This is a genomic window from Burkholderia pyrrocinia (assembly GCF_018417535.1).
Lineage (GTDB): Bacteria > Pseudomonadota > Gammaproteobacteria > Burkholderiales > Burkholderiaceae > Burkholderia > Burkholderia pyrrocinia_E.
In genome coordinates, this window is the sequence record NZ_CP070977.1 from 999,773 (window position 1) to 1,025,042 (window position 25,270).

22 protein-coding genes are annotated in these 25,270 nt (G+C 67.8%); 12 read left to right on the top strand and 10 right to left on the bottom strand.

Annotation, left to right across the window (positions count from 1 at the left end; all coding sequences use genetic code 11):
• Positions 1-103 precede the first annotated feature (103 nt).
• Both JYG32_RS04740 and JYG32_RS04745 read left to right on the top strand, forming a co-directional pair.
• Entirely contained in the window at positions 104-1,294 is a 1,191-nt protein-coding gene (locus JYG32_RS04740; protein WP_213264827.1) for an NAD(P)H-dependent flavin oxidoreductase, read from the top strand.
• Positions 1,295-1,359: 65 nt separating this feature from the next.
• The gene (locus JYG32_RS04745; protein WP_174381831.1) at positions 1,360-2,001 is read left to right on the top strand and encodes an OmpW/AlkL family protein; all 642 of its coding nucleotides are present in this window, start codon (positions 1,360-1,362) and stop codon (positions 1,999-2,001) included.
• Positions 2,002-2,074: 73 nt separating this feature from the next.
• On the opposite strand, the gene JYG32_RS04750 is transcribed toward JYG32_RS04745, so the two are convergent.
• Positions 2,075-2,278, bottom strand: a complete 204-nt coding sequence (locus tag JYG32_RS04750) for a DUF1289 domain-containing protein (protein WP_006493160.1) — start codon at positions 2,276-2,278, stop codon at positions 2,075-2,077.
• A gap of 532 nt (positions 2,279-2,810) precedes the next feature.
• Between JYG32_RS04750 and JYG32_RS04755 the strand changes: the two genes are divergently transcribed.
• The 4 genes from JYG32_RS04755 (at position 2,811) to JYG32_RS04770 (ending at position 6,894) form a co-directional block, all read left to right on the top strand.
• Entirely contained in the window at positions 2,811-3,905 is a 1,095-nt protein-coding gene (locus JYG32_RS04755; protein WP_174381830.1) for a polyamine ABC transporter substrate-binding protein, read from the top strand.
• Between the two features lie 87 nt (positions 3,906-3,992).
• Complete coding sequence (locus JYG32_RS04760; protein ID WP_174381829.1) at positions 3,993-5,153, top strand: ABC transporter ATP-binding protein; 1,161 nt, start codon at positions 3,993-3,995, stop codon at positions 5,151-5,153.
• Positions 5,150-6,076 (top strand): ABC transporter permease subunit, encoded by a 927-nt coding sequence (locus JYG32_RS04765; RefSeq protein WP_072441279.1) that lies wholly within the window; start codon positions 5,150-5,152, stop codon positions 6,074-6,076. Before JYG32_RS04760 ends, JYG32_RS04765 begins: the two co-directional genes overlap by 4 nt.
• A complete protein-coding gene (locus tag JYG32_RS04770; RefSeq protein WP_174381828.1) occupies positions 6,073-6,894 on the top strand; it encodes an ABC transporter permease subunit in 822 nt (273 codons plus the stop codon). The genes JYG32_RS04765 and JYG32_RS04770 overlap by 4 nt, the downstream gene beginning before the upstream one ends.
• Before the next feature lie 106 nt (positions 6,895-7,000).
• Here JYG32_RS04770 and JYG32_RS04775 read toward each other — a convergent pair whose 3' ends face one another.
• Genes JYG32_RS04775 through JYG32_RS04785 form a run of 3 tightly spaced genes read right to left on the bottom strand, consistent with a single transcriptional unit; the run spans position 7,001 to position 10,410 of the window.
• Positions 7,001-7,807 carry a sulfite exporter TauE/SafE family protein gene (locus JYG32_RS04775; RefSeq protein WP_213264828.1) on the bottom strand — a complete coding sequence of 269 codons (807 nt, stop codon included), beginning with the start codon at positions 7,805-7,807 and terminating at the stop codon, positions 7,001-7,003.
• An 18-nt stretch (positions 7,808-7,825) separates the two neighbouring features.
• Positions 7,826-9,496, bottom strand: coding sequence for a bifunctional protein tyrosine phosphatase family protein/NAD(P)/FAD-dependent oxidoreductase (locus JYG32_RS04780; protein ID WP_213264829.1), 1,671 nt, complete (start codon positions 9,494-9,496; stop codon positions 7,826-7,828).
• Positions 9,497-9,525: 29 nt separating this feature from the next.
• Positions 9,526-10,410 carry an MBL fold metallo-hydrolase gene (locus JYG32_RS04785; protein ID WP_174381825.1) on the bottom strand — a complete coding sequence of 295 codons (885 nt, stop codon included), beginning with the start codon at positions 10,408-10,410 and terminating at the stop codon, positions 9,526-9,528.
• Between the two features lie 249 nt (positions 10,411-10,659).
• Here JYG32_RS04785 and JYG32_RS04790 point away from each other — a divergent pair, with 249 nt between their 5' ends.
• From JYG32_RS04790 to JYG32_RS04810, 5 genes are all read left to right on the top strand, one after another.
• On the top strand, positions 10,660-12,042 hold the full coding sequence (locus tag JYG32_RS04790) for a sigma-54 interaction domain-containing protein (protein ID WP_213264830.1): 1,383 nt from the start codon (positions 10,660-10,662) through the stop codon (positions 12,040-12,042).
• Positions 12,043-12,122: 80 nt separating this feature from the next.
• The gene (locus JYG32_RS04795) at positions 12,123-12,653 is read left to right on the top strand and encodes a M949_RS01915 family surface polysaccharide biosynthesis protein (protein WP_174381823.1); all 531 of its coding nucleotides are present in this window, start codon (positions 12,123-12,125) and stop codon (positions 12,651-12,653) included.
• 159 nt (positions 12,654-12,812) lie between these two features.
• The gene (locus JYG32_RS04800; RefSeq protein ID WP_174381822.1) at positions 12,813-13,376 is read left to right on the top strand and encodes a DUF2975 domain-containing protein; all 564 of its coding nucleotides are present in this window, start codon (positions 12,813-12,815) and stop codon (positions 13,374-13,376) included.
• Positions 13,377-13,384: 8 nt separating this feature from the next.
• Positions 13,385-13,609 carry a helix-turn-helix domain-containing protein gene (locus JYG32_RS04805; protein WP_048250941.1) on the top strand — a complete coding sequence of 75 codons (225 nt, stop codon included), beginning with the start codon at positions 13,385-13,387 and terminating at the stop codon, positions 13,607-13,609.
• On the top strand, positions 13,584-14,393 hold the full coding sequence (locus tag JYG32_RS04810; RefSeq protein ID WP_249744588.1) for a hypothetical protein: 810 nt from the start codon (positions 13,584-13,586) through the stop codon (positions 14,391-14,393). Before JYG32_RS04805 ends, JYG32_RS04810 begins: the two co-directional genes overlap by 26 nt.
• A 54-nt stretch (positions 14,394-14,447) precedes the next feature.
• Here the strand turns inward: JYG32_RS04810 and JYG32_RS04815 are convergent, their stop codons facing one another.
• The 4 genes from JYG32_RS04815 to JYG32_RS04830 form a co-directional block, all read right to left on the bottom strand.
• Entirely contained in the window at positions 14,448-15,476 is a 1,029-nt protein-coding gene (locus JYG32_RS04815) for a MerR family transcriptional regulator (protein WP_213264831.1), read from the bottom strand.
• A 122-nt stretch (positions 15,477-15,598) separates the two neighbouring features.
• Positions 15,599-17,155 (bottom strand): efflux transporter outer membrane subunit, encoded by a 1,557-nt coding sequence (locus JYG32_RS04820; RefSeq protein ID WP_213264832.1) that lies wholly within the window; start codon positions 17,153-17,155, stop codon positions 15,599-15,601.
• Between the two features lie 2 nt (positions 17,156-17,157).
• Positions 17,158-20,307 carry an efflux RND transporter permease subunit gene (locus tag JYG32_RS04825; RefSeq protein ID WP_213264833.1) on the bottom strand — a complete coding sequence of 1,050 codons (3,150 nt, stop codon included), beginning with the start codon at positions 20,305-20,307 and terminating at the stop codon, positions 17,158-17,160.
• Positions 20,304-21,413 (bottom strand): efflux RND transporter periplasmic adaptor subunit, encoded by a 1,110-nt coding sequence (locus JYG32_RS04830; RefSeq protein ID WP_174381816.1) that lies wholly within the window; start codon positions 21,411-21,413, stop codon positions 20,304-20,306. Before JYG32_RS04830 ends, JYG32_RS04825 begins: the two co-directional genes overlap by 4 nt.
• 147 nt (positions 21,414-21,560) lie before the next feature.
• On the opposite strand from JYG32_RS04830, the gene JYG32_RS04835 reads away from it, so the two are divergent.
• Entirely contained in the window at positions 21,561-22,181 is a 621-nt protein-coding gene (locus JYG32_RS04835) for a TetR/AcrR family transcriptional regulator (protein WP_174381815.1), read from the top strand.
• A 77-nt stretch (positions 22,182-22,258) separates the two neighbouring features.
• On the opposite strand, the gene JYG32_RS04840 is transcribed toward JYG32_RS04835, so the two are convergent.
• Positions 22,259-23,992, bottom strand: a complete 1,734-nt coding sequence (locus JYG32_RS04840) for a ClcB-like voltage-gated chloride channel protein (RefSeq protein WP_213265378.1) — start codon at positions 23,990-23,992, stop codon at positions 22,259-22,261.
• Positions 23,993-24,095: 103 nt separating this feature from the next.
• Positions 24,096-25,163 carry a YeiH family protein gene (locus JYG32_RS04845; RefSeq protein WP_213264834.1) on the bottom strand — a complete coding sequence of 356 codons (1,068 nt, stop codon included), beginning with the start codon at positions 25,161-25,163 and terminating at the stop codon, positions 24,096-24,098.
• Positions 25,164-25,270 lie beyond the last annotated feature (107 nt).

A 25,270-nucleotide genomic window follows, 5' to 3' on the forward strand; every position in this document is an offset into this window, starting at 1 on the left:
CCGGAAACGGCACGCTCGCGTGCCGTTTTTTATTGACGCCCGTCAAGGTGCGCGACGGTGGATCGTCGATCATCGCGGTTCCGATGTTCCGACGAGGTATCCGATGACCGTACGCACTCCCTTTCCGCCGCTGACGATTCGCGGCCGCACCTTGTTGCCTGTCGTGCAGGGCGGCATGGGCGTCGGCATCTCTGCGCATCGGCTGGCGGGCAGCGTCGCGCGCGAAGGTGCGGTCGGCACGATCGCGAGCATCGACCTGCGTCACCATCATGCGGACCTGCTCGCGCGTTGCCGCGCGCAACCCGATCGCGCCACGCTCGAGGCCGCGAACCTCGACGCGCTGGCGCGCGAGATTCGTCTCGCGAAGACCTACAGCGAAGGGCGCGGGATGATCGCGGTCAACGTGATGAAGGCGGTGAGCGCGCATGCGGACTACGTGCGGGTTGCGTGCGACGAGGGCGCCGACGCGATCGTGATGGGCGCGGGCCTGCCGCTCGATCTGCCCGATCTCACGCAAGGACACGACATCGCGCTGATCCCGATCCTGTCGGACAGCCGCGGGATCGCGCTCGTGCTGAAGAAGTGGATGAAGAAGGGGCGCCTGCCCGATGCGATCGTGATCGAGCATCCGGCGCACGCGGGCGGCCACCTCGGCGTCACGCAGATCGACGACATGCACGATCACCGTTTCGATTTCGCGCGCGTGCTCGACGAGACCGCGCAGGTGATGGCGTCGCTTGGCCTCGCGCGCGACACGATCCCGCTGATCGTGGCGGGCGGGATCAACAGTCACGACGCGGTGCGCGCGGCGCTCGCGGCCGGCGCGAACGGCGTGCAGGTCGGGACGCCGTTCGCGGTGACGGAAGAAGGCGATGCGCATCCGGATTTCAAGCGCGTGCTTGCCGATGCGGCACCCGACGACATCGTCGAATTCGTCAGCGTGACGGGGCTGCCCGCGCGTGCGGTGAAGACGCCGTGGCTCGATCGTTACCTGCGCAACGAGACGCGCATCCGCAACAAGCTCGGCGCATTCAAGCAGCGCTGTCCGACCGCGCTCGAATGCCTGAGCGTATGCGGTTTGCGCGACGGCATCGAGAAGTTCGGCCATTTCTGCATCGACACGCGGCTGGCGGCCGCGCTGCGCGGCGACGTCGCGAACGGGCTGTTCTTCCGCGGCCGCGAAGCGTTGCCGTTCGGCCGCGCGATCCGCAGCGTGCGCGATTTGCTCGATCTGCTGCTGACGGGCTGTGCGACCGAGCCTGCGGCAAACCGTCCCACGTTTACGCTGGCTTGACGGATATCAAGATACAGAAAAGACCCTGCAGGGAGAATGGAAACCATTCTTTGGGGGTCCGTACCATGCATAAAACGATTCGAACTTGTGTCACCGCTGCCGCCGTCGCGGCAAGCCTCGTCGCGATGCCGTCGCTGTCGCACGCGGCGTCGCCGGGCGACGGCATCAACCAGGGTGACGTACTGGTTCGCCTGCGCGCGATCAGCATCCAGCCGAACGAGCGCGCGAGCGACACGCTGGGCGCGCTCAACGTCGGCGTGAACAACGCGATCGTGCCCGAGCTCGACTTCACGTACATGATCCGCGACTACCTCGGCGTCGAGCTGATCCTCGGCACGTCGCGGCACCAGTTGACGTCGAGCCTCGGCAACCTCGGCGGCGTGGGCGTGCTGCCGCCGACGCTGCTGCTGCAGTACCACTTCAACCATGCCGGCAAGGTGCGTCCGTACGTCGGCGCGGGGTTGAACTACACGTACTTCTACAACAACGGGCTCAACGTCGGCGGGCAGGGCGTGTCGATCAACAAGAGCAGCTTCGGTCCCGCACTGCAGTTCGGCATCGACGTGCAGGTGACGAAGAAGGTGTTCATGAACGTCGACGTGAAGAAGATCTGGATGAGCACCGATGCGACGCTCGGCGACAAGGGCATCGGCACGCTGCACATCGATCCGCTGATCGTCGGCGTGGGCGTCGGGATGAAGTTCTAGACGCAGCAGGAAAGAACAGAGTTGGGGTTGGCGGCATGGCGGTCGGCATGCCGCTTTTTTTTGCGCGGCGGATTTACAGCTTGTCGTACTGGAAGCGCATCGCGGTGCCTTCGCGCGTGATGCGCTCCCACACCGCGCGCTTTTCGTCGTCGCTCAGGAACACCCAGTTCGACACTTCGGCGGCCGTGCGGCCGCAGCCCTTGCAGACTTCGTCGAAGAGGGTCGAGCACACGCCGATGCAGGGGCTGTCGGGCAGGTCGTGAAGATTGGAGGCCATCGGGAGGGTTCGCGCAGTTGAATCGTCAGCCGTCATTTTAATGCATCGCGGCCGATCGGCCCGGCGGGTGCGGCCGGTGTGCCGTACCGGCGCAGCGTCATGACAGGGCGGCCGGTCGGTCCGGCACGGCAGCACGGCAATGGCTGGCCGACGGGATTGCCCGCCAGGCGCCTGACGCCAGGCGACTGTGCGCGAAGCGCGCCGCGATTTCACCGGTGAAACGGCGGTGTGCGCAACCGTTGGACGCGCGACTCGCGCGGCCGGCGAACGCGGTTTCGCCGCAGCCTGTTTTTCCCGGTGGACAGCCGCCGATTACCCGATAGAATTCCCCTCGGAATACCCGGCTGCACGGGCGGCCTGACTGGCCGGCAGCGGTATTCTGTTCCGTTTGCGCGACACCGGCATGATTTTTTTGTGACGGAGCGCGAATGGTGGTAGTTTTCGGGGTTTTCGAGGGGCGGAGCGCCAGAATTCACCGCCGTGACGAGGCAGAAGGCAGCCGGACAAACGGTCCGGCCGGAGGGAGAACGGGATGAAAGCAAAGGTAGTGGGCCGGTTCGCAGCGCTCGCGCTGTGCGTGGGTGCATCGGCGGCAGCGGCGAAGGATACGCAGCTCAATATCTATAACTGGTCGGACTACATTGCGAAGGACACGATCCCGAACTTCGAGAAGCAGGCGGGCGTCAAGGTCCGCTACGACAACTACGACAGCGACGACACGCTGCAGGCGAAGCTGCTGACGGGCAGCTCGGGCTACGACATCGTCGTGCCGACCAGCAACTACGCGGGCAAGCAGATCGCCGCCGGCATCTTCGCGCCGCTCGACAAGTCGAAGCTGCCGAATCTCAAGTACCTCGATCCGCAACTGATGGCGCTTGTCGCCGGCGCGGACCCGGGCAACAAGTACTCGGTGCCCTGGGCGTACGGCACGACGGGTCTCGCGTACAACCTGACGAAGGCGCAGCAGGCGCTCGGCAAGGTGCCGCTCGACAACTGGGACATCCTGTTCAAGCCGGAAAACCTCGCGAAGCTGAAGACCTGCGGCGTGTCGGTGCTCGACGCGCCCGACCAGATGTTCGCGGCTGCGCTGCACTACATCGGCAAGGATCCGATGAGCACGAACCCGGCCGACTACAAGGCCGCGATGGAAGTGCTGAAGAAGATCCGCCCGTACATCACGCAATTCAACTCGTCCGGCTACATCAACGACCTGGTCGGCGGCGACATCTGCTTCGCGTTCGGCTGGTCGGGCGACGTCGTGATCGCGAAGCATCGCGCGATCGAGGCGAAGAAGCCGTACAAGGTCGAGTACTACATTCCGAAGGGCGGCGCGCCGGTGTGGTTCGACGTGATGGCGATCCCGAAGGACGCGAAGAACAAGGACGCCGCGCTGCAGTGGATCAACTACATCGAGGATCCGAAGGTGCACGCGGCGATCACGAACGCGGTGTACTACCCGAGCGCCAACGCCGAGGCACGCAAGTACGTGCGGCCCGACGTCGCGAACGACCCGGCCGTCTACCCGCCGGCCGATGTCGTGAAGACGCTGTTCCTGCTCAAGCCGCTGCCGCCTGAAATCCAGCGCCTGCAGACGCGTCTGTGGACCGAGCTGAAGTCGGGCCGCTGACGCGAGCCGAAGTGAGCCAGCAGTCATGAAGCCCCTGGTGCCCCCGGGGGCTTTGTTCGTTCAAACGCAGGAGAGAAGCAGCACATCATGAATAGCCAGTCGGGTGCGCCGGTCGCGGGCGCACCGTCCTCCGTTTTCTCCTCCGGCGCCGATGCGCGCGCCGAGAATTTTGTCCAGATCGTCGACGTCGTGAAGAAATTCGGCGACACCGAAGCCGTGCGCAGCGTCAACCTGACCGTGCGCCAGGGCGAGCTGTTCGCGCTGCTCGGCAGCTCGGGCTGCGGCAAGTCGACGTTGCTGCGGATGCTCGCGGGCCTCGAGACGGTCACGTCGGGCAAGATCCTGATCGACGGCGAGGACCTCGCGCAGATGCCGCCGTACAAGCGGCCCGTGAACATGATGTTCCAGTCGTATGCGCTGTTCCCGCACATGTCGGTCGAGTCGAACGTCGCGTTCGGCCTCAAGCAGGAAGGCACGCCGAAGGCCGAGCTGAAGGAGCGCGTCGCGTCGGCGCTCGAACTCGTGCAGATGAGCAAGTACGCGAAGCGCAAGCCGCATCAGCTCTCCGGCGGCCAGCAGCAGCGCGTCGCGCTCGCGCGTTCGCTGGTCAAGCGCCCGAAGCTGTTGCTGCTCGACGAGCCGATGTCCGCGCTCGACAAGCAGATCCGCCAGCGCACGCAGATCGAGCTCGTCAACATCCTGAACAAGGTCGGCGTCACCTGCATGATGGTCACGCACGACCAGGAAGAAGCGATGACGATGGCGAACCGCCTCGCGGTGATGAGCGAAGGGCAGATCGTGCAGATCGGCTCGCCGAACGAAGTCTACGAATATCCGAACAGCCGCTTCTCGGCCGAGTTCATCGGCTCGACGAACCTGTTCGACGGCGTGACCGTCGAGGACGAACCCGATCACGTGTACATCGAATCGCCGGAACTGCCGAGCCGGCTGTACGTGAGCCACGGGATCTCGGGCCCGCTCGGGATGCCGGTCACGGTGTCGGTGCGCCCCGAGCGGATCGCGCTCACGCGCAAGCCGCCCGAAGGCGCGTTCAACTGGGCGCGCGGCAGGATCAGCAACGTCGCGTACATGGGCGGTTATTCGCTGTATCACGTGAAGCTCGACGCGGGCAAGACGGTGATCGCGAACGTATCGAGCCTCGCGATTTCCGAGCTCGACACGCCGGCGCTCGGCGACGAGATCTACGTGCGCTGGAGCGCGACCGCGGGCGTGGTGCTGACGTCATGAGCGCGTTCAAGTCCCTGCTCGAGTGGCCGGTGCGGCGCTTCAACCTGACGGGCGCCACGGCGGTCGTCGCCGGGCCGTTCACGTGGCTCGTGCTGTTCTTCCTCGTACCGTTCGTGCTGGTCGTCAAGATCAGCTTCGCGGAGCTGCAGCTCGGCATCCCGCCGTACACGGAGCTCGCGTCGTACGCGGACGGTGTCGTGCACGTCGCGCTGAACCTGTCGCACTACGCGTTCCTGTTCACCGACAGCCTGTATTTCGCGACCTACGTGAACTCGGTGTGGGTGGCCGCGGTCACGACGCTGCTGTGTCTGCTGATCGGCTATCCGATGGCGTACTACATCGCGCGCTCGAACCCGGCGACCCGCAACCTGCTGATGATGGGCGTGATGCTGCCGTTCTGGACGTCGTTCCTGATCCGCGTGTATGCGTGGATCGGCATCCTGAAGAACAACGGCCTGCTGAACAACTTCCTGATGTGGATCGGCCTGACCCATACGCCGATCGAGCTGTACCGCACGAACTACGCGGTGTACATCGGGATGGTGTATTCGTACCTGCCGTTCCTCGTGATGCCGCTCTACGCGCACCTCGTGAAGATGGACCTGCGCCTGCTCGAGGCCGCGTACGACCTCGGCGCGAAACCGTGGAAGGCGTTCGTGCAGATCACGCTGCCGCTGTCGAAGAACGGGATCATCGCGGGCTGCCTGCTCGTGTTCATCCCGGCGGTCGGCGAGTACGTGATCCCGGAACTGCTCGGCGGCGCGAACACGCTGATGATCGGCCGCGTGATGTGGAATGAGTTCTTCAACAACGCAGACTGGCCGATGGCGTCGGCGGTGACCTGCGCGATGGTGCTGCTGCTGCTCGTGCCGATGGCGATGTTCCAGCACTTCCAGGCGAAGGAGCAGGAGGCCCGCCGATGAAGCCGAATCGTTACCTGCAGTTCGCGGCGCTGTTTGCCGGTTTCGCGTTCCTGTACATCCCGATCCTCAGCCTGATCGTCTATTCGTTCAACGAGTCGAAGCTCGTCACCGTGTGGTCGGGCTTCTCGTTCCGCTGGTACTCGGCGCTCGTCGAGGACGACGAGCTGCTGACGGCCGCGTGGCTGTCGCTGAGGATCGGCGTGCTGACCGCGTTCGCGTCGGTGTTCATCGGCACGTGGGCCGGCTTCGTGCTCGCGCGGATGGGGCGCTTTCGCGGCTTCGCGCTGTTCAGCGGGATGATCAACGCGCCGCTCGTGATTCCCGAGGTGATCCAGGGGATCTCGCTGCTGCTGCTGTTCATCGAACTGGCGAAGTGGATCGGCTGGCCGGCCGAGCGTGGCGTCTTCACGATCTGGCTCGGCCACGTGATGCTGTGCATCTCGTATGTCGCGATCATCGTGCAGTCGCGCGTGCGCGAGCTGAATCCGTCGCTCGAAGAAGCCGCGCTCGATCTCGGCGCGACGCCGCTGAAGGTGTTCTTCACGATCACGCTGCCGCTGATCTCGCAGGCATTGATCGCGGGCTGGCTGCTGTCGTTCACGCTGTCGATCGACGACCTCGTGTTGTCGGCGTTCCTGTCGGGCCCCGGCTCGACGACGCTGCCGCTCGTCGTGTTCTCGCGCGTGCGTCTCGGGCTGAACCCGGAAATGAACGCGCTCGCGACGCTGTTCATCGTCGCGGTGACGGCCGGCGTCGTGATCGCGAACTTCGTGATGCTGCGCCAGGAGCGCAAGCGGCTGGCGGGGTTCGCGACCTGACGCCCGCTGCGGTTACAACTGCAACTGCAACTAAAAACGCCCGGTGCCGACGATGAGTCGGGCCGGGCGTTTTGTTTGGCGGCGCGTACCTGCAGCCGCCGGCGGCTCAAGCGCCGAACGCCGCCTTCGCAAGCAACCCGAGCGCGACGAATACGAGCACGGCCGCGAAGCCGGCCTGCACGTGTCGCGCGGCAAGGTGCCGCGATGCGCCGCGGCCGGCGGCCATGCCGAGCGCGGTCGCGACGGTGAACCACAGCGTCACGTCGAGCGGCGCGCGCGTGCCCGACACGAGGGTCGCGAACATGCCGCCGGTGCCGACCAGCGCGATCACCATCAGCGACGTCGCGACGACACCGTGCATCGACACGTTCGTAAACTTGCGCAGCATCGGCACGATCACGAAGCCGCCGCCGACGCCGAGCAGCCCCGTCATCAGTCCCGTTACCGCGCCGGTCGACGCAAGCGCGAAGCCGACCGGCCAGGACCACACGAGACGGCCCGTATCGGGATTCACGCGGCCGACGCACAGCGGCGACGCGTCCGCGTCGATGGGTGCCTGCCGCAGCGCCTGCCGCAGCAAGCGGCCGGCGACGACCAGCATCGTCAGCGCGAACAGCGTGAGCAGCAGGCGCTGCGGCAGCACGTGCGCGAGCCGCACGCCGAGCGTGGTCAGCGGCACGCCGGCCACGGCCATCAGCAGCGCCGCGCGATAGCGCACGAGCCCGCGGCGAAAGCCTTCGAGCGCGCCGAGCGCGGCACTGCCGGCCACCGCGACGAGTGCGACGGGCGTGGCCTGCTGCATCGGCCAGCCCATGCCGACGACGAGCGCGGGCACCGCGAGAATGCCGCCGCCGGCGCCGGTCAGGCCGAGCACGGCGCCGACGAAGCCGCCCAGTACGAGGGAAATCAGCATGACGTCATCGGGCTCCGGTCAACCTGCGATCGCGGGCTTCGCGAGCCATTCGCGGCCCTTGAGCATCGCCTTCCAGTAAAGCGGCGGCAGCACGCGTTCCTTGAGCAGCCACGCGAGCCGCGACGGGCGCTTGCCGTCGATCAGCCATGCGGGGAAGGTCGGCGCGACCTTGCCGCCGTACAGGAACTCGGCGAGCACGATCTTGCCGCGCTCGACGGTGAGCGGGCATGAGCCGTAGCCGTCGTACGCGGCGTCGCCGTGCGCGCGGCCGAGCGATGCGAGCAGGTTGTGCGCGACGACGGGCGCCTGCTTGCGGGCAGCCGCGGCCGTCTTCGCATTGGTCGTGTTGGTGGCGTCGCCGAGCGCGTAGATGTCCGGAAAGTGCTTGTGCCGCAGCGTCGCCGGATCGACGTCGATCCAGCCGGCTGCGTCGGCGAGCGGGCTCGAACGCACGAAGTCGGGTGCCTTCTGCGGCGGCACGACGTGGATCATGTCGAACGAACGCACGACGGTTTCGTTGCCGCCGTCCGGCAGCGCGCGCGCGAATGTCGCACGGCGCGCGGGCCCGTCGATCGCGACGAGGTTATGGCCGAACGACAGCGCGATGTCGTAGCTTTTCACATACTCCATCAGTGCGGGCACGTAGTCGGCAACGCCGAACAGCGCGCCGCCCGCATTCAGGAACTCGACGTTCGCGGCTTCGAGGCGCCCCGCGCGCCGCCAGTGGTCGCACGACAGGTACATCGCCTTTTGCGGCGCGCCCGCGCACTTGATCGGCATCGGCGGCTGCGTGAAGAGCGCATGGCCGCCGCGGAACGCGCGGACGAGCTCCCACGTATACGGCGCGAGATCGTAGCGGTAGTTCGACGTGACGCCGTTGCTGCCGAGCGTGTCGGCGAGGCCTTCAATGGCGTGCCAGTCGAGCTTGAGCCCCGGGCACACGACGAGCTTGCGGTAACCGATGCGCCGGCAGTCGTCGAGCACGACCGTGTGCGCGTCGGGCTCGAAGCCCGCGACGGCGGCCTGGATCCGGTGCACGCCGCGCGGCAGCACGTCGGTCATCCTGCGCGCGGTCGTCTCGGGCCGGAATACGCCCGCGCCGACCATCGTCCAGCCCGGCTGGTAGTAGTGGACGTCGGCCGGATCGATCACCGCGATGTCGAGCGACGCATCGCGCGCGAGCAGGCTCGATGCGACCGCGATACCGGCCGCGCCCGCGCCGACGATCACGATGTCGTGCCGCGCGTCGACGGCCGGCGCCGCCTGCCGGCCGCCTTGCGTGACGCGCGATGCGAGCGCACGCAGGTCGTAGCCGGCCGCGCCGGCCGTCGCGACGATGTCGTTCAGCGGGCGCAGGCCCGCTTGCGACAGCGCCCACAGCGTGGCTGAACGCGTGCCGCTGCGGCAATACGCGAGCACCGGGCCGTCGAGCGACGCGACGAGCGCGCCGAACTGCGCGGCCTGGTCGTCGGTCACCTTGCCCGTATCGACCGGCAGGTAATGCACGTCGATGCCGAGCGGCGCGGCGGCCGCGCGGATCTCGGTGACGGTCGGCTGGTCGGGGCCTTCGCCGTCGGGCCGGTTGCAGACGATCGCGCGGATGCCTGCCGCGTGAAGCGCGGGCAGGTCGGCCGCCGCGATCTGCGGCGAGACCGACAGCGCGTCGGTCAGCTTGCGAATGGTGGTCATGTCGGGGTTCTCGGTTGGGGCGCTGGCGCTCAGATCGCGTCGAGCGGGATCTTCAGGTAGCGCACGCCATTGTTTTCGGGCTCGGGCAGGTGGCCGGCGCGCATGTTGACCTGCACGGACGGCAGCATCAGCACCGGCATGGCGAGCGTCGCATCGCGCGCGGTGCGCATCGCGACGAAATCGTCCTCGGTCACGCCGTCCTTCACGTGCACGTTCGCGCGGCGCTGCTCGGCGACGGTCGTCACGAACTGCACGTCGCGGCCGCCCGGCTGGTAGTCGTGGCACAGGTACAGGTGCGTGTCGGGCGGCAGCGCGAGCACGCGCGCGATCGAGCGGTACAGCATGCGCGCGTCGCCGCCCGGGAAGTCGCAGCGGGCCGTGCCGTAGTCGGGCATGAACAGCGTGTCGCCGACGAACGCCGCGCGCTGCGTCGCGTCGTCGACGCAGTAGGTCATGCACGCGGGCGTGTGACCCGGCGTGTGCAGCGCGCGGATCGTCAGCGCGCCGAGCGCGAGCGTGTCGCCGTCGTCGACGAGCCGGTCGAACTGGCGGCCGTCCTCCGCGAAGCCGGGGCCCGCGTTGAACAGCGTGCCGAAGACGTGCTGTACGCGGCGCACGTGCGAACCGATCGCGATCAGGCCGCCGACCTGCGTCTTCAGGTACGGCGCCGCCGACAGGTGGTCGGCGTGCACGTGCGTCTCCAGCAGCCAGCGCACGGTCGCGCCGAGTTCGGCGACGCGGGCGATCAGCCGGTCGGCGCTCGCGGTGCGCGTGCGGCCGGATTTCGGGTCGTAGTCGAGCACGCTGTCGACCAGCGCGCACGCGCGGCTCGCGGTATCGAGCAGGAGATAGCTGACGGTGTGGGTCGCCGGGTCGAAAAAGCCCTCGACCGACAGCGTGGGGGCGTTGCTCACGGGGTGTCCTCGATCGGGTTCTGCATCTGCAATCGGGATCTGTAACTCAAGAAGCGTGCCAACCTATGTAGCGGCACTGATCGAAGTGCCAGAGACTTGATTCGGCTCGGATTTTCGGCGCGGCAGCCACGATATCCAGGCGTTGGCCGCAGCCGGTCGAGCATCTGGACTGCCATATCTGGCAGTGCCGTGGCAGAATTGGCAGCCAGCCTGGCAGTCCGCCCGGCAGAACCGTCACCGAGCGTCCGCATGAATCCGCACGACACCATCCCGATCGTTCCCGCGCCGCACCGCGACGTCATGCCCGACGTCCGCGCGCTCGTCGCGTATCTCGAGCAGGACCCGCAGCCGATGATCGTCGTCGATCCGGACTACCGCATCCTCGCGGCGAACGATGCGTACCGGCGCCAGTTCGGCGTCGCGGGCGTCGAGCACGTGGGGCGGCATTGCTTCCGGGTCTCGCATCACTACGACGTGCCGTGCGACCAGGCCGGCGAGCATTGCCCGATGAAGCAGGCGCTCGAATCGCGCGGGCTGAACCGCGTGCTGCACATCCATCACACGCCGCGCGGCCCCGAACACGTCGACGTCGAACTGCGGCCGATCTTCGATGCGGACGGCAACGTGATCGCGTATGTCGAGCGGTTGACGACGGTACGCAGCGCATCCGCGCAGCCGAGCGCGGAAGGGCTCGTCGGCGGCGCCGACGCGTTCAACGCGGCACTCGGCGCGCTGCAGCGCGTCGCGCCGTCGATGTTGCCGGTGCTGCTGCTCGGCGAATCGGGCACCGGCAAGGAACTGTTCGCCCGAGCGCTGCACGAGGCAAGCGATCGCGCGATGGGGCCGTTCGTCGTCGTCGATTGCTCGGGGATCGCCGAGACGCTGTTCGAGAGCGAACTGTTCGGTTACGAGAAGGGCGCGTTCACGGGCGCGAACCAGCGCAAGCCGGGTCTTGTCGAGACCGCGCAGGGCGGTACGCTGTTTCTCGACGAGATCGGCGACGTGCCGTTGCCGATGCAGGTGAAGCTGCTGCGGCTGATCGAGTCGGGCACGTTCCGGCGCGTCGGCGGCGTCGAGGCGCTGCGCGCCGATTTCCGGCTCGTCGCGGCCACGCACAAGCCGCTGCGCGAGATGATCGACGACGGCCGGTTCCGGCAGGACCTGTACTACCGGATCAACGCGTTTCCGATTCCGTTGCCGGCGCTGCGCGAACGGCAGGGCGACGTTGCGCTGCTCGCCGAATCGATCCTGCGGCGGATCGCGAACGCGCGCGCGAACGCGGGCGATGCGGGCGCGCGACCGTTCGTGCTGACCGAGCGCGCGCGTGCGTGCCTCGATGCGTATGCATGGCCGGGCAACATCCGCGAGCTGCGCAACGTGCTCGAACGCGCATGCCTGTTCGCGGACGACGGGACGATCCGGGTCGAGCATCTGCCGGCCGAACTCGTGGCGGCGGCTTCGACGCAGCAGGACGGCGCGGGCGCGGCGGGCGCGCTGACGGATGCCGAACTGGCGCGGATTGCCGGAGAATTCACCGGCACGCGCAAGGCGCTGGCCGAGCGCACGGGGATGAGCGAACGCACGCTGTACCGGCGGTTGAAGGCGCTCGGGCTCGGATCGCGCGAACGATGAGCGGCGCGGGCGCCGGGTGCAACTGGCGGTGGCAGGCGGCTTTGCCGATAATGGCGCGTTCTATCCGGAATTCATCGTCGATGAAGAAGAAGCCCTTCCTTCCGCCTTGCCTGTTTCTCGCCGCCACTGCGCTGGCCAATCCTGCACCGGCTGCCGATTACACGTGGACCGATGCGGCCGGCGCGCATACGGTGACGCTCGCCAGAACCGCATCCGGCGATGACGTCGAGCTCAAGGTATCCGCGACGCTCAACGGTCGGCCCGACTGGGCGGTGCGCGACTACGTGAAGGAATGCCCGGTCGATGTGATCCTCGACGTCGTGCCCGCGTCGATCGAAATGCGCGACCTGCTCGGCAACGGCCGCAAGCAGTTCCTGTTCGCGTACAGGATCGGCTGCCGCGGCGACGTCAGCGCCGATCAGGTCAAGTACTTCCTGGTCGACAACGGCACGAAGTACGTGCTGCGCGGCGAGGAAACCGTGACGGTCAAGGGCAAGTTCATGGACGGCGGCGCGGCCCCCGTGCCGAATGCGGACCTGAAGGCTCATGCCGCATTTCTGCGCTACATGACGACGCATTGGCGCGGGATCAGCGTGCACGACTATGAGTAGAGGGCCGCGCGGCCATTGGGCGCGTGCGAAGCGGGTTCGTCGAACCGGCAAGCGTCCGTTGCGCGATAAAAAATCATATAAAAATGACAATTAATTATCGTTTTACGATAATTATCGGCGTACAATCGACGCACGTTCATTCTCCGTCGAGGACATCGCATGCATTCCGATCGCATTGCCCGTATCAGCCAGCGCATGGCCGCCGTCACGCTGTGGTTCATCGTCGCGATGCTGGTGCTCAACGCCGCTTGCTGGGCGTTTCCGTCGCTGAGCGCGGCCGACACAGGGCCCGGTTTCGTATTCGGCCTCACGGACTCGGTGATGTCGAACCTGCGCGTTGATGTCGCCGCATTCCCGTGGTGGCAAAAGGCGGTCGGCATCCTGCTGTCGAGCGTGCCGCTCGTCGCGCTCGCGAACGGCCTGCGCCATCTGCGCGCGCTGTTCCGGACTTACGCGCGCCGCGACTATTTCTCCGCGCAGGCGGCCGGCCATCTCGGCAAGACGGGCCGCGCGATCGGCCTGTGGGTGCTGCTGAGCCTGTTGTGCGAACCGCTTCTGAGCGTGTGGACGACGATGCGCGAGCCGGTCGGCCATCGCGTGGTCAGCATCGGCTTCAGCATGCCGTACGTCGTCGCGTTGTTTACCGCGGCGTGTATTGCGGTCATCGCGCATATCCTCCGGCAGGCGAGCGAACTCGACGCCGAACATCGGCAGTTCGTCTGAGGCGCGCCATGTCGATCGTAGTCAAGCTCGACGTGATGCTCGCGACCCGCAAGGTCCGCTCGAAGGATCTCGCGGCGGCGGTCGGCATCACCGAACAGAACCTGTCGCTGCTCAAGCAGGGGAAGGTCAAGGGCATCCGCTTTGCGACGCTCGAGGCCATCTGCCGTTATCTCGATTGCCAGCCCGGCGACCTGCTCGCGTTCAGCGATGACGGTGGCGGCGAGCCGGATTGACGTGCCGCCACGGCGGACTGCCGATGCGGCGCGGCGTCGCCGGTCGGGGATCGTTGCCGTCGCCGCGGTGATCACTTTATCGGTCCACGTGCTTGGATGGTTCGCGCTTCAGTGGATGCCGACGGCGGCCGGCCCGGCTGCAAAAAAGATCGACGAATCGGACAGGCTCGCGCTGAGCGTCCGGTTGATTCCGGTTACGCCGGAGCATGCGCGCGCAACGAAGGCAGACGGGCGCACCGCGCCTGACGCACGCGTACCCGGCACGCGTGAATCGGCGCGCCGCTCCGGCGCTGCGGCGACGCCGCGCATCGCGACACGTTCGCTTTCCGAAATGCCGCGCGCGTCGGACACGCAAAGGACGGCGCGCGCAGCCCGCACGCCGGATCAGCGCGAAAGCCGGTCGGAGCGTGCGTCAATGCCCGAGCTCGACTGGGGGAGCGATCTGGCGACGATTGGCGCGCGGCGCGCGGCGCGCGACGCCGCACAGTCCAGCGGCCGCGGCGATCGGCGCGTTGGGCGCATCGTCCGGACCCCCGGCGTCACGCCGCAATTCGGTCGACGAAAAGCTGGCAGGCGGAATGTCGGGGGCGCGTCGCGCCGATTGCCGAAGCGCATATTCGGGCGCAGGCTTGCTTGCGCTGCCGATGCTCGCGCTGGATGCGGTTCGCGATACGGGCTGCAAGTGGTGAAGCGTGCGGCTCGAACCGTGGTGCGTGTGCGCGGGTTGCGCGGCGGTCTCGTTGCGCGATCGGCCGTCGGCCGGACCGGCTGCCGGCTACCGTGACGGCCCGCCCGGGCGGCGCGCGAAACCGCCACGCACCGCCCGGGCATCACGCAATCAGCGCGCAGGCGCCAACTGCACCATCGCGTCGCGGATGAAACCGAGCAGCGTATCGTCGACCCACGCATCCTTCGTCAGCGCCGGCTCGTTCATCATCGCGTGACGGAATTTCGCATGCGTGGCCGGGTCGTGGCCCGCATAGCTGCAGAACAGCTCGAGCCAGCGCTGCGCGAGCGCGCGGCCTTCCGGCGCATCGGGCTTCGTGCCCGCGTCGATCGCGTCGCGCACGTCGGCCATCAGTTGCGGCCAATCCATCGCGCGTTCGCCGTAGTGCGCCCGCATGAAGCGGATCTCGTCCGGCGCGAGATACTTCTCGAAGATCCGCATCTTCGTCTCGGCGGTCGCGCGCAGCACATAGTCGCGCAGCGCGGTCGAAATGCCGATCTTCGACTGCATCGCCGGTTCGTGCTCGTGCATCAGGTTCAGCTTCGCCAGCAGACGCGGGTCGTTGTTCGTGTCGCGCACGAGCAGCGTCATCCAGCGGCCGGCGAGCGCGCGGGCGCGCTCGTCCTCGGGCGGCACGCCCGCGTCGTACAGCGCGCGCACGTCGCCGACGAGCGCGATCCATTCCGCGTCGCCCGTCTGGCTCTTGCGGTACATCGGCATGCGCGCGAGTTCTTCCTCGGAAAAGTATTTGTCGTACACGGTCATCAACTCCAGTGTGGTGAGCCAATCGGCCAGTTCCGGCTCCGTGCCCGCGGCGAGCTGCGCGTGCAGGTTCAGGAGTCGCGCACGCAACTGCGCGGTCTGCGCGAGCTGACGGTCGAGCAGCGCGATCTGCTTCGCGACGAGATCGACGAGCGGGGTGCCGGGCTGGTTCAGGTAGTCGCCGATTTCGGTGAGCGACATTCCGAAGCGACGCAGCGCCTGGATCTGGTGGAGCCGGGCGATGTCGTGGCGGTCGTACAGCCGGTAGCCGTTGTCGGCGCGTGCCGAAGGCGTCAGCAGACCGATCGCGTGATAGTGATGAAGCGTGCGGACGGTCAGCCCGCTGCGTTTCGCCAGCTCTCCCACTTTCAGTCGCATTCGTTCCTCCGTTCGGTACGCACACTGGAGTCTCGAACGTTACGCTACGTGAGGGTCAAGCGGAAGATCGGCAATCGGGCGCGCGCAGGGATGCGCGTCGCGCGCCCGATCGGTGGGCCGGCTTATTGCGGCGAAGGCGCGGTGTCGGGCGTGGCGGCGCGCGCTTGCTTGCCGGTTGCGCCGTCGCCGGCTGCCTTGTCGGTTTTGCCGGCCTTGTCGGCCGGCGGCGTGCCCATCGCTTGATAAAGCCGCGCGGTATCCGCGAACCGTGCGCCGGTCGCGCGGATCTCGTCGAGCCGCGCATTGCGGTACTGCAGTTCGCTGGCGCGCGCGGCCGACGGCGCCAGCGCGCCGAGCCGCACGCGGGCGGCCGCGTCGTCGTACGCGCCGCGTGCGGACAGCGCCGCGCGGGACGACGCGTCGAGCGCCTGGGCATCGTGCTCGAGCGCCGCGAGCGAATCGGCGACGTTCTGGAACGCGCCGAGCACGGCCTGCTTGTACTGGTCGACCGCGGCCTCGTAGGTCGCCTTCGCCGCGCGGCGTTGCGCGAGCAGCGCGCCGCCGTGGAAGATCGGCTGGCTGAGCGACGCGCCGACGTTCCAGATTGCACCGGCGCCCGACAGCATCGTCGGCCAGCTGAAGCCGCCTTTGCCCATCGCCGCCGACAGCGACAGTTGCGGGAACATCTGCGCGGTCGCGACGCCCACTTCGGCGGCGGCCGCCTTCAGTCCCGCGTCGGCCGCCTGGATGTCCGGGCGGCTTTGCAGCAGGTCCGACGGCACGACGACGGGCACCTGCTCGGGCAGGTGCAGATCGGCGAGCGTGAGATCGGCCGGCGGCCGGTCGGGCGTGCGGCCGACCAGCACCGCGAGCGCGTGGCGCGCCGAATCGCGCTGCTGGCGCAGCGCGGGCAGGCTCGCCGCGAACGTGTCGGCGCTTTGCCGCGCGTTCAGCGCGTCGCTGCGCGACGCCGAGCCGAGTGCGTAGCGGCGTTCGGCGTCGTGCGCCTGGTCGTTCGCGAGCGCGACGAGCCGCTCGGTCGTGTCGATTTGCGCGTTGAGCACCGACACCGTGATCGATGCGGTGACGATGTTCGCGGCCAGCGCGCGCCGCGCGGATTCGAGCTGGAACGCGCTGACGTCGACGCGTTTCGCGAGCGCGCGGTTCGCGAAGCGCGAGACGCCGAACAGGTCGACCGTGTAGCTCGCCTGCAGTTGCCCGACGAACGTGTCGTACAGCAGCGTCGACGCGCCGAGCGCGGGAATCGGCACGCCGAGCGCACGCTGGCGCGTGGCCTGGCCGACCGCGTCGATCGACGGCAGCATCGAACTGCCGATCTGCCCGCGCAGTTGCTCGCGCGCGGCATCCAGCGAATGCGACGCCGCGCCGAGCGTCGGGCTGTTGCGCAGCCCTTCGTCGACGAGCGCGTTCAGCGAATCGGAGCGGTACTGCTTCCACCAGTCGGGCACCGGCTGCGCGCCGACCTCGAACTGCTGCGCGACGCCTTGCGCGGACACGGTCTGTTCGACTTGCGGCGCGGCGCCGTAATGCGCGGGCGACGGCATCGCGGGCGGCTCGCCGCTCGGCGCGAACCACGCGCAGCCGGCCAGCGGGCCGGCGAGGCTCGCGGCCGCGAGCGCCCGCACGGCTTGGGTTTTCAGGTTCATCGATACATCCATGGTCAGGCTCCCGACGGCGCGGCCGGCGTGCTGCCGCCTTGCGGCGGGCCGTCCTGCGGGTCGCGTTCGTCGCGCTTCACGCGGAACCACGTCGCGTACAGCGCAGGCAGGTAGAACAGCGTCAGCACCGTGGCGCTCGTGATACCGCCCATCAGCGCGGTCGCCATCGGCCCGAAGAAGTTCGAGCGCAGCAGCGGGATCAGCGCGAGCACGGCGGCTGCGGCCGTCAGCGTGATTGGGCGGAAGCGCCGCACGGTCGCGCCGATGATCGCGTCGACGCGGCCGTGGCCGACCGCGATGTCCTGCTCGATCTGGTCGACGAGGATCACCGAATTGCGCATGATGATCCCGAACATCGCGATCACGCCGAGCATCGCGACGAAGCCGAACGGCTGCCCGAACAGCAGCAGCGTGGCGACCACGCCGATCAGCCCGAGCGGCGCGGTCAGCACGACCATCAGCACGCGCGAGAAGCTCTGCAACTGGATCATCAGCAGCGTGAACACCGCGATCGCCATCAGCGGCATCTGCGCGTTGATCGAGTTCTGCGCCTTCGCGCTTTCCTCGACCGAACCGCCGATGTTGATCTGATAGCCGACCGGCAACTGCGCGCGCAGCGCGTTCAGCTTCGCGTCGACCGCATGCGTGACGTCGATGCCCTGTGCGCCGGCGCGCACGTCCGACTGCACGGTGATGGTCGGCTGGCGGTCGCGTTCCCACACGACGCCGTATTCGAGCGTCGGCTCGAAGCGGCCCAGCGAACCGAGCGGCACCGGCCCGTTCGGCGTCGGCAGCGCGAGGCCCGCGAGCTTCGCCGGATCGACGCGGTCGGCCTGCGGCGCGCGCAGGTCGACCGCGATCAGCTTGTCGCGCTCGCGGTACTGCGTGACGGTCGTGCCGGACAGCGTCATCGCGAGGAAGCTAGACACGTCCTGCGACGTGACGTTCAGCTCGCGCGCCTTCTTCTGGTCGATCTCGAAGCGCACCGAGCGCTCGGCCGGCTCGTCCCAGTCGAACTGCACGTTGACCGTCCGCGCATCGCCGCGCATCGTCGCCGCGACCTTCTCGGCGATCGAGCGAACCGTCGCAATGTTGTCGCCGCTCACGCGGAACTGCACCGGATAACCGACCGGCGGGCCGTTCTCGAGCCGCGACAGCCGCCAGCGCACGGCCGGGAAGCGGTCGCGCAGCGTGGTTTCGAGCCAGGTTGCGAGTTTCTCGCGATCCTCGACCGATTTCGCGGTGATCACGAACTGCGCGAAGTTCGGCAGTTGCAACTGCTGGTCGAGCGGCAGATAGAAACGCGGCGCGCCGCTGCCGACGAAGTTCACCGAATGATCGATCTCGGGGCGCTTGTCGATCGCCTTCTCGAGGCGTTCGGTTTCGCGCAGCGTTGCCGCGAACGACGCACCCTCGGGCAGCCGCAGGTCGACCAGCAGCTCGGGCCGGTCGGAGCTCGGGAAGAACTGCTGCGGCACCAGCGAGAAGCCCATCAGCGATACGACGAAGAGGGCGCCGGTGATCAGCAGCACGACGAAGCGCCGCTCGATGCACCAGTCGATCCAGCCGCGCAGCCGCCGGTAGAAGCGCGTGTCGTAGATATCGTGCTCGTGGTCGTCGGGCAGGTGCGCTTCGTGCGCGTGCCGCTTGCGCTCGGGCAGCATGTGGAAGCCCAGCAGCGGGATCAGCACGACGGCCGCGAACCACGACGCGATCAGCGCGATCGCCGACACCTCGAAGATCGAGCGCGTGTATTCGCCGGTGCTCGATTTCGCGAGCGCGATCGGCAGGAAGCCCGACACCGTGACGAGCGTGCCCGTCAGCATCGGGAACGCGGTGCTGGTGTATGCGAATGCGGCGGCGCGCGCGCGGGTGTAGCCCTGTTCGAGCTTCACGGCCATCATCTCGACCGCGATGATCGCGTCGTCGACGAGCAGCCCGAGCGCGAGCACGAGGGTGCCGAGCGACACCTTGTGCAGCCCGATGTCGAACAGGTACATGAAGAGGGCCGTCACCGCGAGCACGACCGGAATCGAGATCACGACGACCATCCCGGTGCGCAGGCCGAGCGACACGAGGCTCACGACCAGCACGATCGCGATGGCTTCGGCGACGGCTTCGAGGAAATCGTCGACCGAATGCGCGACCGCATGCGGCATGCTCGACACCTCGACCAGCTTGAGGCCGGCCGGCAACTGCGCCTGCAGGTCCTTCGATTCGGCGTCGAGTGCCTTGCCGAGCCGGATCACGTCGCCGCCCGGCTGCATCGTGACGCCGATGCCGAGCACGGCTTTCCCGCCCGCACGCATCTGCGTGACGGTCGGATCGTCGTAGCCGCGCTTCACCGTCGCGAGATCGCCGAGCCGGAACGTGCGGCCGTTGATGCGGATCAGCGTATCGGCGATCGCGTTGACGTTGTCGAACTGGCCGCTCGGCCGCACGAACACGCGATCGTCGGCGGTCGTCAGCACGCCGGCCGACGAGATGTCGTTCTGCGCGTTGATCGCCTGCCCGAGCTGCTGCGGCGAGATGCCGAGGCGCGTGAGCTGCGCGTTGTTGACCTCGATGAAGATCCGCTGGTCGGGGTCGCCGAAATAGTCGACCTTGCCGATACCCGGCACGCGCAGCAGCACGGTGCGCAACTGGTCCGCGTAGTCGTGCAGCTGCGCGGGCGTGAAGCCGTCGCCTTCGAGCGTCCAGATGTTGGTGTAGACGTCGCCGAATTCGTCGTTGAAGAACGGGCCCTGCACGCCGGGCGGCAGCGTATGGCCGATGTCGCCGACCTTCTTGCGGATCTGGTACCAGGTCTCGGGCACGTCCTTCACGGGCGCCGAATCCTTCATCGTGAAGAAGATCAGCGATTCGCCGGGGCGCGAATAGCTGCGCAGGAAGTCGATGGCCGGCGTTTCCTGCAGCTTGCGGCCGATCCGGTCGGTCACCTGCTCCTGCACCTGCCGTGCGGTCGCGCCGGGCCAGAACGTGCGGATCACCATCACGCGGAACGTGAACGGCGGGTCTTCGGACTGCGCGAGCCGCGTATACGCGAGGATGCCCGCGAGCGTCGCGAGCGCGATCAGGTAGACGACGAGCGCCTGGTGGCGCAGCGCCCATGCCGACAGATTGAACCGGCCTTCTTCGCGGGTGGCGCTCACGATGCGAAGTCCTCCGGATGCAGCGGCGCGATCGGGCGCACCTTCTCGCCCGCGCTGACCGTGTGCACGCCCTGCAGCACGACGCGCTCGCCCGGCTGCAGCCCGTGCGACACGGTGACGGTGCGCTCGTTGAAGCGTGCGACGTCGACGCGGCGCAATTCGAGCGTGTCGTCCTTCGTGCGCACGACCCACACGGCCGGATGCGCGCCGTCGTGGAACAGCGCGGTCGCGGGCAGCGTGATCGGCGGCGCGTCGCCGGCGGCCGGCGCGCCGTCGAACGCGACGCTCGCGGTCATCCCGAGGCGGATCGCCGGATCGGGCGCGGCGAGCGTGAGCTTCACGCGATACGTGCGGCTTTGCGGATCGGCGGCCGGCGCGATTTCGCGCACCTTCGCGGCGAACGGGCGGCCCGGCAGCGACGGCAGCGTGACGGTTGCCGCATGGCCGGGCGCGAGCGACGCGAGCGCGGCCTCGGGCACGTCGCTGACGACGTCGACGTCGCCGGACCACGCGAGCTGGTAGACGGCCTGGCCGGCCGACACGTTCTGGCCGGTGTCGGCCTGTTCGGCGGTGATGTAGCCCGCATGATCGGCGACGAGCGTCGCGTAGCGGAGCTGGTTTTTCGCGAGCGCGAGCTGCTGCTGCGCCTGGTCGCGCTGCGCGAGCGCCGACGTGTAGCTGTTCTGGGTCTGCTCGAGCTGCGCGGTCGCGATCAGGTTTTCGTGCGCCTGCGCGCGATCGCGGTCGAGCTGCTGCTTCGCGAACGCGAGGCTGTGGGTCGCGGCATCGAGCTGCGCCTGCGCGCTCGCGGCATTTTTCTCGACGTCGGACGGATCGAGCAGCGCGACGACCTGACCGACCTTGACCGTATCGCCGAGCCGCACCTTGCGCTCGACGATCTTGCCGGCGATGCGGAATGACAGCGGCGTGGCGTAACGCGGCTGGATCTCGCCAGGCAGCGTGCGCGCGACCGCGGCGTCGTCGGCATGCGCGGGCAGCGCGACGACGGGGCGCGGCGCGGGCGGCGCGGATTCTTTCGGGTGACAGGCGGCGACGAAGAGCGCGACGCCGATCAGCAGCGCGGCGCGGGAACCGGAGCGATTCACGAAACCCCCAGGTGAGGTGGAGCGGAACGAAGCCGGCAGGAACGCACCGGCGGGCAGCATCTTCGGAAACTGTGGTGCATTCTAATACACACCTGTATTCGAATGCAAAAATGAATCCGAAAGCGGAAGAGTGCTAGACTGCGCGGCATGAAACCACAGCGCTTAACCCGCGAGCAGAGCAGGGACCAGACGCGCGAACGTCTGCTGAATGCCGCGCACCGGATTTTTATGAAGAAAGGCTATGTTGCCGCGAGCGTCGAGGACATCGCGGCGGCGGCCGGCTATACACGCGGCGCGTTCTATTCGAATTTCCGCAGCAAGTCGGAACTGCTGCTCGAACTGCTCGCGCGCGACCATGATTCGGTGCGGGCCGATTTCGAAGCGATCTTCGAAGATGGCGGCCCGCGCGAGCAGATGGAGTCGATGGCGCTCGCGTACTACCGGACGCTGTTTCGCGACGACGAATATTCGCTGCTGTGGGGCGAGGCGAAGCTGCAGGCGGCGCGCGACGCGAAGTTTCGCGTGCGCTTCAACCAGTTCCTGCACGGCAAACGGCTGCAGATGGCCGAATTCATCCAGCGCTTCGCCGAGCGCGCGGGCACGCCGCTGCTGTTGCCGGCCGAGACGCTCGCGTTCGGCCTGATGTGTCTGTGCGACGGCGTGCAGTCGTTTTACACGGCCGATCCGCAGCACGTGTCGGCCGAGACGGCCGAGGCCGTGCTGGCGGGATTTTTCGCACGCGTGGTGCTGGGGCGCGCGCCGGACTGACGGGGAAGCGGGTTCGCGGGCGTCGTGCCCGCCCGCGGCAGGCTGGAAGCGATGCGGCGCGTGCCGTACCGCGCGTGTCAGCGCTCGCCGGTCATCCGCCGATACGCGTCGAGCAGCGACGTCTTGTAGACGACGCCCGCGAGCGTCGGCTCGGCTTCGCTCTCGATCACCGGCAACCGTTCGCCCTGAAACGCCATGAAGCGTTCGAGCGCCGTCGCAAGCGGCATGTCGGGCGTGAGGAGCGGAAACGGCGTATGCGCGTAGTGCGCGGCCGTCTTGTCGGACGTGTCGCGCTTGTCGAGCAGGTCGGACGTGATGTCCTTCAGCGCGACCGCGCCGCGGAAGCGCCCGGCGTCGTCGGTCACGTACAGGTACTTCACCGGATATTCGAGAAACACGCGCGTCATGTCGGCGACGCTCGCGGCAAGCGGCACGACCGTCTGCGCGGGCTGGATCAGCTCGCGCATCTGCGTGGTGCGCAGCCGCAGCCGTTCCTGCGCGTCCTGGTAATGGTGCTGCGTGATCTCGTACATCGACGTCGTGCCCGTCGCACGTGCGACGAAATACGCGAACACGCACGACACCAGCAGCGGCAGCACGACCTGATAGCTCAGCGTCATCTCGAAGATCATCAGGATCGCCATCAGCGGCGCCTGCGTGGCGCCCGCCATGAACGCGCCCATCCCGACGATCGCATACGCGAAATACGCCGACGTATGGCCGGGCCACAGCGCCTCCATCGCGAGCCCGAACAGCGAGCCGAATACCGCGCCGACGAACAGCGTCGGCGTGAAGACGCCGCCGATCGCGCCGGAGCCGGCCGTCGCGGCGGTTGCGATCACCTTGAACACGAGCACGGCGACGAGCGCCTGCCAGGTCCACGGTGAATGGAGGATGTGGTTCACGACGCTGTAGCCGTTGCCCCACACGTCCGGAATCCACACCGAGATCACGCCGACGACGAGGCCGCCGAGCGCGAGCCGCACGGGCAGCGGCACGGGCAGCCGCTTGAACTGGTTCTTCGACGCGTCGAGCAGGTGCAGGAACTGCGGCGCGAGCACGCCGCACAGCGCGCCGAGCACGACGAACAGCAGCACCTCGGGGCCCGTGACGGCCGGAAACACGGGCATCTCGTACGGCGGCCGGTAGCCGGCGAATTCGCGCATCACGATGTTCGCGACGACCGACGCGACGACCATCGGCCCGAAGCTCTCCATCGCGATCGTGCCGAGCACGATTTCCGACACGAAGAACGCGCCGGCGATCGGCGCGTTGTACGCGGACGTGATGCCGGCTGCGGCGCCGCAGGCGACCAGCAGGCGCAGGCGCGGCGGGTCGAAGTGCACGAAGCGGCCGACGAGCGACGCGGCGAGCGCCGCGAGTTGCACCATCGGGCCTTCGCGGCCGATCGAGCCGCCGCTGCCGATCGTCAGCAGCGACGACACGCTGCGCCACAGGCTCTGCCTGACGGGCACGATGCCGTTGCCGAGCGCGACGGATTCCATGTAGTCGGTCTTGCCGGATTTCCTGTCGCCGCGCGTCGCGAGCAGCAGCACGCAGCCGGCAAGGAAGCCGCCCGCGGCCGGCATCCAGAACCGCACGTACCACGGCAGGCTCTTCGCCATCTGGACGAAGCTGCCGCTGTGCCCCGAGATCAGGTGCTGCATCAGGTCGATGCCTTCGCGGAACGCCATGGTGGCGAAGGCGCCGCCGACGCCGACGATGGCCGACCAGATCAGCATCGTATGGGCGTCCGACAGGCGGAACAGCGTTTGGGCGCGAGTGCGCAGCTTCAGCAGGAACGAGAGCACGGCTGAAAGAGGGCGATGGAAAACGACGCGAAGCATAGCACTGCGCCGCGCCCGCGGGACCATCCCGTCGGGCGCGGCGCGCGAAGTGTTGCGGACAGGCGGCTCAGCCAAGCCAGTGCTGCACGGCCCAGGTGATCCCGTAGCCGCCGGCGATCAGCCACACGTACAGGATCAGGCCGGTCACCAGTGCGCGGGGGCCGGCTGCGCGGATCTGCGACACGCGCGTCTCGATGCCGAGCGCGGTCATCGCCATCGTCAGCGCGAAGGTGTCGAGCACGTTCAGCGTATGCGTGACGTCGGCGGGCAGCACGTTCAGCGAATTGACGATCACGAAGCCGAGGAAGCCGAGCGCGAACCAGGGCACGGCCACCTTGCGCTTGCCTTGCGCGCCGCCGGCCGTCGCGCGAGCCGAGCGGGCGAGCCACCAGCCGAGCACGAGCAGCACCGGCACCAGCAGCATCACGCGCGTCATCTTGACGATCGTCGCGACGTGCGCGACCTGCGGGCTGATGTCGCTGGCTGCGCCGACCACCTGCGCGACCTCGTGGATCGTGCCGCCGAAGAACAGGCCGAGGCCGGCCGGATCGAGGTTCAACAGCCCGGCGTGATACGCGATCGGGTACAGGAACATCGACAGCGTGCCGAACAGCACGACGCTGCCCACGGCCATCGCGCTCTGGTGCGGCTTCGACTGCAGCGTCGATTCGAACGCGAGCACGGCGGCCGCGCCGCAGATCGCGCTGCCGGCGGCGGTCAGCAGCGCCGCGTCGCGGTCGAGCTTCATCAGCTTCATGCCGGCCCAGGTGCCGATCGCGAGCGTGCTGACGACGACCAGCACCGAGACCGTCAGGCCCGGCAGGCCGACCTGCGCGATTTCCTGCAGGCTCACGCGCAACCCGAAGAACGCGACCGCGATGCGCAGCAGCTTGCGCGCGGAGAAATTGACGCCGGCCGCCCAACTGGCCGGCATGCCGTCGCGCAGCGCGTTGCCGTACAGCGCACCGGCGACGATGCCGACGATCAGCGGCGACAGGCCCAGCCCGGCGATCGCGGGGAGCTCGGACAGGCTCGTGACGGCGGCGGCGAACAGCGCGACGAACAGCACGCCGTTCAACTGGCCGCGCATCGTCGGCGCGGCGTGGCTGAGAGGGGAAGTCGGGGCAGTGGGCATGGAAGCACCGGAATGGAGCGAGTTGCGATGCTGTAATCCTAGTTTCGTTATATCGATATGAAAAATTGTGATTTGTGACGTAAACTATCCGGAAAGCCGATAATTTA

Bases quoted from the DNA above. Each gene is read 5' to 3' on its own strand.
- JYG32_RS04740 (WP_213264827.1), top strand. From the start codon at position 104: ATGACCGTACGCACTCCCTTTCCGCCGCTGACGATTCGCGGCCGCACC.
- JYG32_RS04745 (WP_174381831.1), top strand. From the start codon at position 1,360: ATGCATAAAACGATTCGAACTTGTGTCACCGCTGCCGCCGTCGCGGCA.
- JYG32_RS04750 (WP_006493160.1), bottom strand. From the start codon at position 2,278: ATGGCCTCCAATCTTCACGACCTGCCCGACAGCCCCTGCATCGGCGTG.
- JYG32_RS04755 (WP_174381830.1), top strand. From the start codon at position 2,811: ATGAAAGCAAAGGTAGTGGGCCGGTTCGCAGCGCTCGCGCTGTGCGTG.
- JYG32_RS04760 (WP_174381829.1), top strand. From the start codon at position 3,993: ATGAATAGCCAGTCGGGTGCGCCGGTCGCGGGCGCACCGTCCTCCGTT.
- JYG32_RS04765 (WP_072441279.1), top strand. From the start codon at position 5,150: ATGAGCGCGTTCAAGTCCCTGCTCGAGTGGCCGGTGCGGCGCTTCAAC.
- JYG32_RS04770 (WP_174381828.1), top strand. From the start codon at position 6,073: ATGAAGCCGAATCGTTACCTGCAGTTCGCGGCGCTGTTTGCCGGTTTC.
- JYG32_RS04775 (WP_213264828.1), bottom strand. From the start codon at position 7,807: ATGCTGATTTCCCTCGTACTGGGCGGCTTCGTCGGCGCCGTGCTCGGC.
- JYG32_RS04780 (WP_213264829.1), bottom strand. From the start codon at position 9,496: ATGACCACCATTCGCAAGCTGACCGACGCGCTGTCGGTCTCGCCGCAG.
- JYG32_RS04790 (WP_213264830.1), top strand. From the start codon at position 10,660: ATGAATCCGCACGACACCATCCCGATCGTTCCCGCGCCGCACCGCGAC.
- JYG32_RS04795 (WP_174381823.1), top strand. From the start codon at position 12,123: ATGAAGAAGAAGCCCTTCCTTCCGCCTTGCCTGTTTCTCGCCGCCACT.
- JYG32_RS04800 (WP_174381822.1), top strand. From the start codon at position 12,813: ATGCATTCCGATCGCATTGCCCGTATCAGCCAGCGCATGGCCGCCGTC.
- JYG32_RS04805 (WP_048250941.1), top strand. From the start codon at position 13,385: ATGTCGATCGTAGTCAAGCTCGACGTGATGCTCGCGACCCGCAAGGTC.
- JYG32_RS04810 (WP_249744588.1), top strand. From the start codon at position 13,584: ATGACGGTGGCGGCGAGCCGGATTGACGTGCCGCCACGGCGGACTGCC.
- JYG32_RS04815 (WP_213264831.1), bottom strand. From the start codon at position 15,476: ATGCGACTGAAAGTGGGAGAGCTGGCGAAACGCAGCGGGCTGACCGTC.
- JYG32_RS04820 (WP_213264832.1), bottom strand. From the start codon at position 17,155: ATGGATGTATCGATGAACCTGAAAACCCAAGCCGTGCGGGCGCTCGCG.
- JYG32_RS04835 (WP_174381815.1), top strand. From the start codon at position 21,561: ATGAAACCACAGCGCTTAACCCGCGAGCAGAGCAGGGACCAGACGCGC.
- JYG32_RS04845 (WP_213264834.1), bottom strand. From the start codon at position 25,163: ATGCCCACTGCCCCGACTTCCCCTCTCAGCCACGCCGCGCCGACGATG.